Raw genomic sequence first — 12,909 nt, forward strand, 5'->3', positions numbered from 1 at the left:
TCACTCCCTCAGAGCCGACGGATCTTCACCTCGTTCACTTGGTGAACGCGGTGAGATGAGCGCGTGACCCCATGAACCTCTTGATGTTGCGAACCTTGAATCTGCTGTGGAATACTCCGCGCCTGTTGAGTGACTGTCAATGGCCCATGTGTTCGCAAGATGAACACCGTGCCGTCCACTGACATGACCACGGCTGCGCGTAACGGTCCGGTGTTGAACACGCTCGCGAGGGGTCCGGCCGTGCTTCGTAGTTTCGAAGCGTTCGGCCGGCCGGCGACGAGGACTGAGGTCGCCGCCGCCGTGGCGATGAATCGGATGACGTCGTGCTGCCGCGCGACAACTGGCGAGCCTGCTACCCCCATGCGAAACCTCGAGCTGACGCGTTCACGCCTCTCCATCTGTGCCGGGCTGGTCATGATGCTGCTGGCCGGCGGCTGCCGTCGCCAGCCGGCCCTGCCACCGGGCAGTCCCGACAACGGCGGACTCGCCCTGCCGGACGGCTTCGAGGCCGTCGTCGTGCACGAGGGCGTGGGTCGCGCGCGACACCTCGCCGTGAGCGATGCGGGCGACATCTACGTGAAACTGCGCGTGCCACAGCCCAAGGGCCTGGTGGCGCTGCGTGACGCCGACGGCGACGGACGCGCCGAGCAGATGGAGGTGTTCGGTGCCTACGAGGACGTCGGGGACTACGGCACCGCGATGCGCATCCATGAGGGCCATCTGTACTTCACCACGGCCTCCGAGGTGTTCCGGCAACGCCTCACGCCGGGGCAACTCGTCCCCGACAGCCCGGTCGAACTGGTCCTGAAGCACGACACGACACGCGTCAAGCCGTACGAGCACGTCGCGATGCCGGTGGCCTTCGACAACGCCGGACATCTGTACGTGCCCTTTGGCGCGCCCGGCGATGTCTGCCAGGAGTTCAATCGCCGGCCTGGCGCGCCCGGTCTCGATCCATGTCCCGAACTCGAATGGCATGGCGGCATCTGGCAGTTCGACGCGCACAAGATCGGGCAGACCGAGCGTGATGGCCGCCGGTATGCAACGGGCGTTCGCAGCGCCGTCGCCATGGCGTGGAACGACGCGGTCGGCGCGTTATATGCCGTGCAGCACGGCCGCGGCCTGCTCTACCAATCCTGGCCGGACCGCTACTCCCGCTGGGCCAGCGCGCTGCTGCCGGCCGAGGAGTTCTTCAAGGTCACCGAGGGCTTCGACGGCGGGTGGCCGTACTACTACTACGACCAGGTGCAGGGCCGGAAGCTGCTCAATCCAGAGTACGGCGGCGATGGCCACGCGGAGGGCAACGGTCGTTCGTTGACCCCGCCGATTCTCGCCTTTCCCGGACACTTCGCACCCAACGATCTGGTGTTCTACACCGGCGATCAGTTTCCGGAGCGCTACCGGCAGGGCGCCTTCATCGCGTTCCATGGATCGACCAATCGCACGCCATACTCCCAGGCCGGCTACTTCGTGGCCTTCGTGCCGTTTGCCGATGGCATGCCGTCCGGTCCCTGGGAAGTCTTCGCCGACGGGTTCTCCGGCGTGACGCCCATCCCGAACACGAGCGACGCGGTGATGCGCCCGGTGGGACTGGCGCAGGGGCCTGACGGCTCTCTCTATGTCAGCGACAGCGTCAAGGGCCGCATCTGGCGCGTGATGTTCACCGGCGATCGGACGTCGTTCGGGCCCGCGCACCTGGCGCGCATGGCCACGCACATGGACCTGCCCCACGTGAGGACACCCGACGAAACAGCCGACGTGTTGGGACGTGAGCAACTCGACGCAGGCGGCAAGCTCTACGCCACCTACTGCAGCAGTTGCCACCAGCCGAATGGCAAGGGGGATGGCGCACGATACCCGCCGCTGGCGCACACGAGCCGGGTGCGCGGCGACAAGGGCGCACTCATCGACGTCGTGCTCCACGGCTTGCAGGGGCCGACCACGGTGGCCGGCGTCGCGTACAACGGTGTCATGCCGCCCCATGCGTTCCTGAGTGACGACGACGTCGCGCACCTCCTCACCTACATCAGGCGAAGCTTCGGGAACCTGGCACGCCCCGTCGAAGCCGCCGACGTCGCGGAGGTACGTGCCAGATCGGGCGCGCAGCGTCCTGCCAGGTAGAGGCGCGCCTCACACCTCCAGCACGCTGTCCGGGTCGGCTGTGGCCGACCCGCGCGATCGTCTGCCGCTTCCATCTGCCTGGTCGTGACGCCCGATCGTCGACGGTGATGGCCCGGAGCGCCGCCGTCAGTGGCTCGTGCGAGGTCGGCGACGCCGCGAACGTGCCGTCGCAACAGACGTCGCGTCGATCGTCTGCAACCAGCGTGCGAGCTCTTCCCGTACGTCCGTCGCGCGTGCTCCCTGGATCACCAGATACCGACCGTCTCGTTCCACTCCGCCGCGGGTGCTGAAGGCTTCCAGGACCGTGCAGCCGGCACAGAGGTCGCGGACCGTCTGCAGGCTGCGTCCGACGCCGTATCCCGCGTGCGTGTTGAACGGGACGACCGTCTTCCCCCGCAGATCGTGCGTGCGGAGAAAACTCTTCATCGGTGGCGGCAACTGCATCCCCCATGTCGGGAACCCGAGAAACACCACGTCGTACTGCTCGATGCGCTCGACGCTCGCCTTCAGGGGTGGCAGATGGCCGGTGTCGTTCTCACGCGTCACCTGTTGCACCGTGGCCTCGTAGTCGCTCGGATACGGCGTTGCCGGCTCCACCGCCGCGATCGTGCCGCCGACGCGTTGGTGGATGAGTTCGGCCACCGCCTTCGTGTTGTTGGTCCTGGACAGATACACGACCAGCACGTTCCGGCCGGCGAAGAGCGGGCGGGCATCGGCGGGTGACTCCTGCGCGCCCGAGGGGTCGGGGAGCCCACACAGCGCCGTCGCGATGAGCAACGATCCGACAGTGAATCGCACGGCGGCTCTCACGTGTCCTGGCGCCGCCGGCCGGGGCCGGATCCGCCGGCTCCGTCGAGCGACGTGCGAGGCCGGGCCCATCGCTGGACCCTGGCGACGCCGGCGGTGACGATGAGCACCTGACCACGCGGATGGGTGTGCCACGCGGTCCGGGCCCCTGGTTCGAAGGTGACGTTGCCCCCGCTGGCGTGTGACGGATCGACGGCCGTGAACAGCATCTCGACGCGCACGGACCCCGTGAACGTGTCCGCCGATCCGGCCTCGACGCGACGGGAACCGCCCCGTGTGATGTCCAACATCTGTGCCTCCATCGACGCCGACGCCAGCAGCGTCGCCGCCATGACGATGAGTGCCTGGCGTTTCATGTGCGCTCCGGTGATGGCTTCAGTCTGCCGTGTTGGCGTGTGCACGTCATGACGTCCAGCGTAGCCGTCCGGCCTCCCTCTGGGTAGACCGTCACGTCCGCATGGGGATGTGAGCCGCGTTCAGCAATGCACCTGATGATCAATGTCCTTTCAGCCGGAGCAGATCGAGTTCGTTCGCGGTGCCGAGCCGGGCGGCAACCATGTAGGTGCCGACGCCGCGCGACACGAAGATCCGGAGACTACCCTCTTCGTAGAGGCCTGCGTTGTAGCGATAGATCCACGCGGCCAGCAGCGTGCCCGGGAACACCTGTCCTCCATGAGTGTGTCCCGAGAGCAACAGGTCGACGCCGGCGGCGGCCAGATACGGAATCCCGATCGGGCTGTGGTGGAGCGCGACGGTCGGGAGGCTGTCGTCCACGGGAAACGTGGCCATCACCGACTTGATGGTCCGCTCGTCATCGGACGGATGCAGGTCGGCGCTGTGCTCGTCTGCGTTCATGTAGTTCAGGCCCACGATGCGGAGTCCGTGAATCATGACCGCCTCGTTGCGCAGCACGCGCACGCCCTGCCGCGCGATGGCGTCGAGCGCACGTGGCGAGCCGACGTACTTCTCGTGATTGCCCTCGACCAGGTACGCAGGCGCCGCGAGCGCGGCAAGCGGATCAAGCACGCCCGGCGCCAGCGCCGCCTTCGAGTCGACGAGGTCGCCGGTGATGACGACGACGTCCGGATGGTGCGCGTTGATGGTCTCGACCACGCGCACGAGGTACTCGCGGCCACGATGATGGCCCAGGTGGACGTCCGACACGTGCATCACGACCACGTCATGAGCCAGCCCGCGAACGGGGATTACGGTCTCGCGTACCGCGAACCGGCTGGCGCCACCGACGCCTGCCACTGTCGCGATTGCCGGCAGCAGCACGATCGCCGACCGCACCACACGGGGCGGCAGCGAACGAACGGCAGTGACCAGGTGCACAGCCAGCAGCGTCAGCAGCAGGTAGATGTACGTCAGGAACACAAGGCCGCCCGCGACGTACGCGATCCCGACCGCGCGGGCCGCCGGCACCGCACCACCAAAGGTGGCCACCATCGCACCGACCAACACGACGGTGACCGCCAGGCGGGCACGCCATCGCGCGCGCCACCCGAAAGCACGACGCAGACGACCGGCGACGTACCACGCCGACGCGAATGGCAGCCCCAGGAACAGCAGCGGAAAGGCCAGCAGGAACAGCGAACGCATCGCGTGGCCGGTTAACGCACCCGGTACGCCACGACCGTGTTGTGCTGGTCGGTCGTCATGTACATCGTCCGGGTCTTCGGGTCGTACAGGTTGATGCCGCCGGGCACGCGATCCGCCGTCGTGTCGAGCAGCACCTGGTGGGAGCCGTCAGCGCTGATGTAGTACACGAAGCCTCCCCAGTTGGTGGCGAGGAACTCCTTCCCGTCGACCATCTGGAGCCCGTTGGCGCGCCGGTCCATGCCCGTCGCCACGACGGTCCTGTTCTTCTGGGCGTCGATCTTCACGAGGCCTTCGCCGGTGTAGACGTAGAGATCCGTCCCCGAGAGCACGAGCCCCGAGGGCGCGCTGAGCTGCTCGACATACGTGCTCACCTGGTCGCCGCGAATCGCATGAATCTTCCCGGTGAACATGTCGCTGACGTACAGCAGGCCATCGGACGCGATGACGATGTTGTGCAGTAGCGTGGCGCCAGGCACGGGAATGCGCCGCACGATGGTGGCCTTCGTCGTGTCGACCACCACGACCTGGGCGAGGTCTGCCAGGTAGAGCAGGTCGCCCTGCTGGCGCATGCCCTTCGGCGCGTCGAGACCGGTCACCCATTCCACCTCGATGACCTTCCCGTCCATCCCGATCTTGCCGATCGAACCACGGCCGTCCTTCTCGAGCGGGGCGCCGTCCGTGTTGGACACGTACATGAACTGGCCGCCAGGCTCGATGACGACCTCCTCAGGAAACTTGAGCACCGCGTCGGTTTCCCAGAGCTTTTCGAGCGAGTGCTGTGTCGACGTCTGCGCATGCGCGCTCAGCGGCAGTGCCAGCGCCAGGGCCAGGGCTGGAATCACGATTCTCATGACGATCTCCTTGAACGGTGTCAGCGTCCTGCCGGTGCGAGCCGGATCACACGGCCCCCCGCGTTGTCAGTGAGGACCCACAGCGCGCCATCCGGGCCCTGACCCACCCAGCGCATCATCTGGCGCTGGTCCATCAGCAGGCGCTCTTCGCCGGTGACGCGCTCGCCGTCGAGCACGAGCCGTGCGATGTGCTGCCCGTTGTGCGATGCCACGAACAGGTTCCCCTTCCACTCCGGGATGAGGTCGCCGTTGTAGAAGGCCATGCCGGTCGGGCCGATGGCCGGGTCCCAGTAGTACGCCGGCTGTTCCATGCCCGGCGCCGAGGTGCGGCCGCCGTTGATGGGTCGCAGGTCGTACTCCGTGCCATAGGCAACCAGGGGCCAGCCGTAGTTCATCCCGCGCTTGATGATGTTGATCTCGTCGCCCCCGGCCTGGCCATGCTCGATGGACCAGAGCGCTCCGGTGTCCGGATGCCACGCCAGGCCCTGCGAGTTGCGGTGGCCGTAGGACCAGATCTCGGGCAGGGCGCCGGTCGTGCCGACGAGCGGATTGCCCGGGGCCGGGGTTCCGTCCGGGTTGATCCGCAGCACCTTGCCGAGGCGAGAATCGAGATCCTGCGCCTTGACGCGCAGCGCGGGCTCGAAGCGCTCGCCAACGGTCACGAGCAGCTTGCCTTCGCGGTCGAAGAGGAGCCGCGAGCCGAAGTGCGCCGGCATCGGGCGCGCCGGGTCCACCCTGAGCAGCACCGTCACGTCTTCGAGCGCGGCGTCATCGTCGCGCAGTCGTGCGCGGGCGACGGCCAGGCCGCTGCCGCCGCCGCGAGACTCGACGAACGTGAAGAAGATCTGGCGATTGGACCGGAACACGGGATCGAGCACGACATCGAGCAGGCCGCCGTCCCCTCCGTACGCGACCTTCGGCACGCCGCCTATGGCGTCGCTCACGGCACCCGATGACGTCACGATCCGCATGGTGCCCGGCTTCTCGGTCACGAGCATCCGGCCATCGGGAAGGAAGGCCAGCGACCAGGGGTGCTGCAGCCGCTCGGTCACGACGGTCGTCGTGACCGGCGTCGTCGTGCGGACGGCCAGGGCACGGGTCTGTCCAGGAAATGCCGGCGTCTGGCCCGCACCGTTCGGACCGCGCGTCTCGAGGGGCTGTCCGACGACCGGAGGCGCGTCCGGCACGCGCCCGGTCAGCACGAAGACCCCGCCGCGCGGGCCCTGTCCGGCAGCGGGCGCCGGGCTCCCAGGCGCGAAATGCGTGCTGAGGTATGTGACGATGCCGGGCACGTCACCATCGGCGACCACGGCGCCACGTGCACGCATGTCGGCGACCACGGCGCTCCACTCGTCGCGGGTCCGCTGCCGGCCAAGCACGGTCGTGACCAGGTGGCACCGGTTGCAGCCGCTGATCAGCGCGTCGCGACCGTCGCCTGGCGGCAGGGCGACGCCTGGCGCCGACGTGGTGGGTGCCGCCGGCATCTGGGCGCCCAGCGAGAGGGAGAGGGCCAGCAGACCCAGTGGAGCGAGCAGGCAGGTTGGATGCAGTCGCATGGGTGGCTCTACAGTCGTGGGTCCACGACATCCCGTGCCAGCGACACCCGTGTCGCTGGCACGACGTCGACGCGCGGAGGGGCAGACGCGTCCGCGACAGGCGCTGCTGCACGGTAGGGCACGGCGACGGCCTTCAGATGCTCGACCAGCACGAACGCCTGTTCACCCACCAGCGTCACGCCCGTGGCGCCGGTCAGCCCGTCTTTCACGACGCGGACGTCGGCGCGCGTGCCCTCGATCGTGATCTGCGTCAGCCGTCCGCCGCCTTCAGCCTGTAGCAGGACGTTGGGGCCGACTGCGCGCAAGCCGTCGGGCCGCTCCATGGGGATGGTCGTCTGCAACTGCTGCGGTGCGCCCGCACTGCCGTCGGGCTGCACCGGAATGCGGTACAGACGCCCGGTGAAATACGTATTGACGTAGAGCGCACCATCCGCGAGGAGGCTCACGCCATCGACGATGGCGAGTTCCTGCGGATCGGCCAGCCACACGTCCAGCGAGTCGGCGCCCGGCTTCAGCCGGAGGATGCGTCCGCCGAAGCTCTCGGTCACGTACGTCGTACCGTCTGAGGCAACGGCGATGTCGTTGCACAGCCCACCGCCCGGCACTGGATAGCGCGCCTTCTGGGCGCCGGTCTTCAGGTCGAACGCACGAACGGTCGTCTCGCCGGTCGTTGGCCCACCGGGCCGCCCCTGGGCATTGGAGCAGACCCACAGCGTGCCGCTCCGTTCGTCGGCGAGCACGCCGAGCACGTTCGTGAGGTCGTGACTCGACGCGAGGATCCAGGGTTCGGCCTGCGCCGCGCCGGGGCGCGCACGGTAGATCGTGCCCTTGGCCCTGCTGCCGAAGTACACGGTGCCGTCCGCCGTCGACGTGAGGTTCTCGGGCGAGACGTCGGTGTCGTTGATCGTGATCTCGGTGCGTGACTGAGCGATCCCAGGGGCGGTGCAGGCCATGGTGACGAAGGCCGCGAGGCCCGATAGCGTGATCCAACGGTGCATGTGCATGGTAGCGAGACTCCCGGCGACGCTCCACGGCGCGCCGATGGTCATCATCCCTGTGGGTGTGCGCGGCGTCATCCGACTTCTGGTGAGCGGTGGACGGGCGCGTGTGAACCGTGCGTCTGGCCGTGCAGACGTACCGTTCACACGGCCAGCACGACGGTTCGCCAGAAGCCGCAGGTGTTGGGGGAGAGCCGTCGTAGACTCGGCCCGTGCGGTGCGTTGACGACCACATGGCGACTCAGGACGAGCCGCTGCGCTATCCGGGCTTCTGGCTTCTGCTCGCGGCATGGCTGACCATCGGCGTGCTGACGTCGGCGCGGTACGTGCTGCAGCCGGCCAGACCCGAGCCGTTCGCACTGCCGATGACGCTGCTCTGGATCGCGTGTTTCGTGCCGTGGGCCGTGCTGTCGCCCTTGGCGTTCACGCTCGAGCGGCGGTTCCCGCTCGGAAGCGGCGCCTGGGTGAGCAATCTGGCGCGCCTGGTGGGTGCCAGCGTTGTCGTCTCCATGCTGGCGTCGCCGCTGATGCTGGGGGCGGCGGGGCTTGTGGCCGTGGCCATGGGGTGGCCGGGCGGGTTCTTGCGATACCCCTGGATGTGGTTCAGCCATGTGCCGGCCGCCATGCCCTGCTTCTGGTGCAGCGTGGCCGTGGCGTACTTCATTCGCACGCGGCACCAACTGCGGGCGCATGAGCGCCGCGCGGCCAGACTCGCACTCGACAAGGCCCATCTCGAGTCCGGCTTGAACCAGGCACAGTTGGAGGTGCTGCGGGCCAAGCTCAACCCGCATTTCCTGTTCAACAGCCTGCAGAACATCTCGGTGCTGACCAGTCAGGATCCCGAAACGGCCAGCGAGATGCTGACGCGCCTCGGCGACCTGCTCCACGCCGCGTTGCGCGGCGATGCGACGCCGGAGGTCACCGTGCACGACGAGACCGAACTGGCGCGCGCCTACGTCGCGCTCGAGCAGTTGCGATTCGGCGATCGCCTTCGCGTGACGTTCGACGTGGCCGCTGACGTCAGGTCGATGCTCGTGCCGTGCTTCGTGCTCCAGCCGTTGATCGAGAACGCCGTCGTCCACGGGCTCCGTCGCGTGCGTACGCGCGGAGAGATCACGATCGTGGCGCGGCGAGCGGGCGACGACCTGCTGCTGTCGGTTGCCGACAACGGCGTCGGACTTCCGTGTGCGGATCCCGCGGAACTGACGCTCGGGGTGGGACTCGGCGCGACGCGTGAGAGGATCGCCCGCCTCTATCCGGACGCGCACTCCTTCGCCATTCGTTCCGCGCCGGGCGGTGGCGTCGAGGTGCGAATCACGTTGCCGCTCCGGCCGTCGACAGACCATGCCCGCGCCGTGCCGCTGACCACCAGTGCCTGACCTCCGCCTGCTCATCGTCGAGGACGAGCCGCTCATCCGTGTCGGCATCCGGAATGCGGTCGCCGGCCTGCCTGGCGTGGTCGTCGTCGGTGAGTGCGAGTGCGTGGCTGATGCGGTCGTCGCCATCACATCGGACACGGTCGACCTCGTGCTGCTGGACGTGCAACTGCCCGACGGAACCGGGTTCGACGTGGTGCGGCAGGTGGGGGCCGAGCGCATGCCGACCGTGATCTTCGTCACGGCCTACGACCAGTACGCGGTCAGGGCGTTCGACGTGCACGCGGTCGACTACCTGCTCAAGCCGTTCGACACCAGGCGCCTGTGCGACAGCATCGAGCGCGTACGGACGCGTCTGGCGCGACCCGCAGACATCGTGCAGCAACTGCAAGGCCTGCTCGACGTGCAGAGCCAGCCGTGGCTCCAGCGTCTCGTCGTCCGGAACGGCGAGCACTTCGATTTCGTCCCCGTCGACGCGATCGACTGGATCGAGTCGGCCAACAACGACACCATCCTGCATTGCCGCGGGCGTGACTTCACCTTCAACCAGAACCTGGCGGCGCTCGAACGGCAGCTCGATCCGCGGCGGTTCGTGCGGGTTCATCGCGGCCACATCGTCAACGTCGAGCGTGTGCTCGGCGCGAACACGTTGCTTGGCGGCGCGTACGAGTTGCAGCTGAGGAGCGGCGTCACCGTTCGCACGGGACGCCAGTACGCGGATACGGTTCGCCACCTGCTGAAGTCGCGATGAGTGGCGTCACTTGTCCGTATCAGCCTGACGACGTGTTGAATATGATTCACGAATGGCGCGCGATGACCTGAGCGCGCTCGCCGCCTTTCTCACCGTTGCCGAGGAGCGCAGCTTCACGAAGGCGGCGGCTCAGCTCGGCGTCTCTCCGTCCGCCCTGAGCCACGCGGTACAGAAGCTCGAGGAGCGACTCGGCGTCAGACTGCTCGCCCGAACGACGCGAAGCGTCAGTCCCACCGACGCCGGCGAGAGGCTCATGAGCAGGCTCGCGCCCGCGCTGGCCGACGTGCGAGGCGCGTGGGAAGAGGTCGCGGGCCTCGGCGGTGACCCCCGAGGCAGGGTGCGCCTGATTGCGTCCCGGCTCGCGGCACGCATGGTCCTCACCCCGCGCCTCGCTGCCTTCGCGCGCAGCCACCCCGGTGTCGTGATCGACGTGACGACCACGGAAGAAAGCCGCGTCGATCTCGTGGGCTCGCGCTACGACGCGGGCATTCAGCTGGGCGAGTTCGTCGCGAAGGACATGGTTGCGGTGCGCGTCTCGCCCCAGCAGCGGGGAGCGGTGGTCGCCTCGCCCGAATACTTCGCCTCCCGCCCGAAACCGACGAGCCCGCGCGACCTGACCGCCCATCATTGCATCAACTTCCGTCACGGTGCGTCGGGCGTCTACCGTTGGGAGTTCGAGAAGGGACGCAAGTCGCTCGCGGTTGGCGTCGATGGGCCACTGGTCGTCGACGATGTCGAAATGCTCATCAGGGCGGCCCTGGATGGCGTCGGCCTCGCGTGGACACTGGAGTCGCAGGCCGCGCCACACCTTCAGTCAGGTGCGCTTGTCAGGGTGCTCGAAGACTGGTGCCCGCCGTTCCCGGGCTACTTTCTCTACTACCCGAGCCGCAAGCACCAGCCCGCGCCGTTGACAGCACTGATCAACGCCTTGCGGACACCTCCGACCTAGGACGGGCGGACGCGTGACAGGGCCGCTGGCGGCGTCGCGCATCATTGCTGAATTCCGCTCAAGAGGGCATGTCGCATTCTCCGTCTACACACGATGAATCGAGTGACCTAGGCTTGAACCGTGATCGTGGAGGCCACGAGACGACGTACCGAGCGTGACAGGGCATCCGCAACGCGAACGGCCGCGTGGCTCGCGCTGGTGGTGGTGTTGTGGATGCTGTCGGGGACGCCCATCGCGGGTCAGGATCCGGCGGCTGTCTCCTGGCAGGACCACGTATGAGGACTGCAAAGGCCTTCATCGCCCACATGAACGAATCCCGCGGGCTTGCCGAGGTGTCGTATCCGCCGACCTGAGCCTGCCCTGGCTCGCGCGCCACACGAAGGGAGCATCGCAATGACCGGAGAACGTGATCGACGGAGTTTTCTCAGCCTCGGATTGGCGCTGACTGCCGCATCGTCTGCGGTCGGTGTCGGAGGTGCGCACGCTGGATCGCCCGCCGCGGCGTCCAACGGTGTACAGGCCGCCGGGTCACCTGCATCGCGCAGGATCGGGTCGCTCGAGGTATCGCCCGTCGGTCTCGGTTGCATGAGCATGGTGGCGGGTTTCTACAACCCCGCCCCGCCGCGTCAGGAGATGGTGGCGCTCATCCGCACGGCCGTCGAGCGCGGGGTGACCTTCTTCGACACGGCGGAAGTGTACGGTCCGTTCAGCAGCGAGGACATCGTCGGTGAGGCGTTGGCGCCGTTCAGGGGCAACGTGACGATCGCGTCCAAGTTCGGGTTTGCCTTCGACGGCAACAGGACGACGGGGCGCAACAGCCGGCCCGAGCACATCAGGCGCGCGCTCGACGGATCGCTCAAGCGGCTCCGGGTCGACGTCATCGACCTCTACTACCTCCACCGCGTCGACCCGGCCGTCCCGATCGAGGATGTCGCGGGCACCGCGAAGGAACTCATCCAGGCGGGGAAGATTCGACACTTCGGCTTGTCGGAAGCGGCTCCCGCGACCATCCGCCGTGCGCACGCCGTGCAACCGGTCGCCGCGCTCCAGACGGAGTATTCGCTGCTCGAACGCGTCGCCGAGACCGACATCCTGGCCACGTGTGAGGAACTCGGCATCGCGTTCGTCCCCTGGGGACCGACGGGCAGGGCCCTGCTGACAGGCCGTTTCAACGAGTACAGCCGATTCGACCAGGCCGACCGGCGAGCCAGCGTGCCCTACTTCGCCCCCGACGCGCTCAGGGCCAACATGGCGGTGGTCGCCCTGGCCCGCGAGTGGGCCCGGCGCAAGAGCGCCACGCCGGTGCAGTTCGCGATGGGGTGGCTGCTCGCCCAGAAGCCGTGGATTGTTCCCATCCCGGGGACCACGCAACTGCACCACCTCGACGAGAACATCCGGAGCAGCACCCTGCGCTTCACACCGGAGGAGTTGCAGCAGATTCGGACTGACCTTTCAGCGATCGCGTTGCAGGGTGTTCGTGCGCCGGAATCAGCCGGGCGCGACCTCTGACCTATCCGGCCGCCACGGCGCTCGCCGCACTGGATGCGATGGAGTGAACGCATCGAAGCACAGGGAAGGACCAGGATGAGTGATACAGCCATCGTTCTGAACGAAGATCGAGATCCTCTCGAGAGTAGTCGCCGGAGATTCATTGCCGCCGGACTCGGCACGGCCGCCGGCGCATCACTGCTGTTCGGAAGCGCAACCGCGCAGGCGCAGTCGGCCGACAACGCGGTCGCCGCCGGGCCGTATCCAACCCGCGCCTGGGGCGTCACCGAGACCGCGGGCAAGTTCGCGTCGATGACCATCCAGCGCCGCGCGCTGGGTGCCCACGATGTGCTGCTGGACATCCTCTATGCCGGCATCTGCCACTCGGATGTGCATACCGCGCGTGGTGA

At 67.7% G+C, this 12,909-nt stretch carries 13 protein-coding genes; 7 read left to right on the forward strand and 6 right to left on the reverse strand.

The window, feature by feature from the left end; all coding sequences use genetic code 11:
* The first annotated feature begins 360 nt into the window (after positions 1-360).
* Complete coding sequence (locus IT182_19620; GenBank protein MCC6165559.1) at positions 361-2,121, forward strand: c-type cytochrome; 1,761 nt, start codon at positions 361-363, stop codon at positions 2,119-2,121.
* A gap of 126 nt (positions 2,122-2,247) precedes the next feature.
* Here IT182_19620 and IT182_19625 read toward each other — a convergent pair whose 3' ends face one another.
* The 6 genes from IT182_19625 to IT182_19650 form a co-directional block, all read right to left on the reverse strand.
* A complete protein-coding gene (locus tag IT182_19625) occupies positions 2,248-3,000 on the reverse strand; it encodes an NAD(P)H-dependent oxidoreductase (protein MCC6165560.1) in 753 nt (250 codons plus the stop codon).
* Positions 2,928-3,284: a hypothetical protein gene (locus IT182_19630; GenBank protein ID MCC6165561.1), complete on the reverse strand. Its 357-nt coding sequence runs from the start codon at positions 3,282-3,284 to the stop codon at positions 2,928-2,930. The genes IT182_19625 and IT182_19630 overlap by 73 nt, the downstream gene beginning before the upstream one ends.
* 139 nt (positions 3,285-3,423) lie before the next feature.
* A complete protein-coding gene (locus IT182_19635; GenBank protein MCC6165562.1) occupies positions 3,424-4,530 on the reverse strand; it encodes a metallophosphoesterase in 1,107 nt (368 codons plus the stop codon).
* A gap of 11 nt (positions 4,531-4,541) precedes the next feature.
* Positions 4,542-5,381, reverse strand: coding sequence for an ATP/GTP-binding protein (locus IT182_19640; protein MCC6165563.1), 840 nt, complete (start codon positions 5,379-5,381; stop codon positions 4,542-4,544).
* Positions 5,382-5,401: 20 nt separating this feature from the next.
* The gene (locus IT182_19645; protein ID MCC6165564.1) at positions 5,402-6,937 is read right to left on the reverse strand and encodes a PQQ-dependent sugar dehydrogenase; all 1,536 of its coding nucleotides are present in this window, start codon (positions 6,935-6,937) and stop codon (positions 5,402-5,404) included.
* Positions 6,938-6,945: 8 nt separating this feature from the next.
* On the reverse strand, positions 6,946-7,941 hold the full coding sequence (locus tag IT182_19650) for a hypothetical protein (protein ID MCC6165565.1): 996 nt from the start codon (positions 7,939-7,941) through the stop codon (positions 6,946-6,948).
* A gap of 227 nt (positions 7,942-8,168) precedes the next feature.
* Here IT182_19650 and IT182_19655 point away from each other — a divergent pair, with 227 nt between their 5' ends.
* The 6 genes from IT182_19655 to IT182_19680 form a co-directional block, all read left to right on the forward strand.
* Positions 8,169-9,314 (forward strand): histidine kinase, encoded by a 1,146-nt coding sequence (locus IT182_19655; GenBank protein ID MCC6165566.1) that lies wholly within the window; start codon positions 8,169-8,171, stop codon positions 9,312-9,314.
* Positions 9,307-10,062 (forward strand): response regulator transcription factor, encoded by a 756-nt coding sequence (locus IT182_19660; GenBank protein ID MCC6165567.1) that lies wholly within the window; start codon positions 9,307-9,309, stop codon positions 10,060-10,062. Before IT182_19655 ends, IT182_19660 begins: the two co-directional genes overlap by 8 nt.
* A gap of 52 nt (positions 10,063-10,114) precedes the next feature.
* Positions 10,115-11,011, forward strand: coding sequence for a LysR family transcriptional regulator (locus IT182_19665; protein ID MCC6165568.1), 897 nt, complete (start codon positions 10,115-10,117; stop codon positions 11,009-11,011).
* Between the two features lie 120 nt (positions 11,012-11,131).
* Positions 11,132-11,290, forward strand: coding sequence for a hypothetical protein (locus tag IT182_19670; protein MCC6165569.1), 159 nt, complete (start codon positions 11,132-11,134; stop codon positions 11,288-11,290).
* A gap of 114 nt (positions 11,291-11,404) precedes the next feature.
* Positions 11,405-12,520 carry an aldo/keto reductase gene (locus IT182_19675; GenBank protein ID MCC6165570.1) on the forward strand — a complete coding sequence of 372 codons (1,116 nt, stop codon included), beginning with the start codon at positions 11,405-11,407 and terminating at the stop codon, positions 12,518-12,520.
* 291 nt (positions 12,521-12,811) lie between these two features.
* The coding region (locus IT182_19680; GenBank protein ID MCC6165571.1) for an alcohol dehydrogenase catalytic domain-containing protein at positions 12,812-12,909 on the forward strand (98 nt) is incomplete at its 3' end.

Source organism: Acidobacteriota bacterium (genome assembly GCA_020845575.1).
GTDB lineage: Bacteria > Acidobacteriota > Vicinamibacteria > Vicinamibacterales > Vicinamibacteraceae > Luteitalea.

Coding starts and splice junctions, on each gene's coding strand:
- IT182_19630 (MCC6165561.1), bottom strand. CDS start 3,284: ATGAAACGCCAGGCACTCATCGTCATGGCGGCGACGCTGCTGGCGTCG.
- IT182_19640 (MCC6165563.1), bottom strand. CDS start 5,381: ATGAGAATCGTGATTCCAGCCCTGGCCCTGGCGCTGGCACTGCCGCTG.
- IT182_19665 (MCC6165568.1), top strand. CDS start 10,115: ATGGCGCGCGATGACCTGAGCGCGCTCGCCGCCTTTCTCACCGTTGCC.
- IT182_19645 (MCC6165564.1), bottom strand. CDS start 6,937: ATGCGACTGCATCCAACCTGCCTGCTCGCTCCACTGGGTCTGCTGGCC.
- IT182_19655 (MCC6165566.1), top strand. CDS start 8,169: ATGGCGACTCAGGACGAGCCGCTGCGCTATCCGGGCTTCTGGCTTCTG.
- IT182_19675 (MCC6165570.1), top strand. CDS start 11,405: ATGACCGGAGAACGTGATCGACGGAGTTTTCTCAGCCTCGGATTGGCG.
- IT182_19625 (MCC6165560.1), bottom strand. CDS start 3,000: ATGGGCCCGGCCTCGCACGTCGCTCGACGGAGCCGGCGGATCCGGCCC.
- IT182_19650 (MCC6165565.1), bottom strand. CDS start 7,941: ATGCACATGCACCGTTGGATCACGCTATCGGGCCTCGCGGCCTTCGTC.
- IT182_19635 (MCC6165562.1), bottom strand. CDS start 4,530: ATGCGTTCGCTGTTCCTGCTGGCCTTTCCGCTGCTGTTCCTGGGGCTG.
- IT182_19620 (MCC6165559.1), top strand. CDS start 361: ATGCGAAACCTCGAGCTGACGCGTTCACGCCTCTCCATCTGTGCCGGG.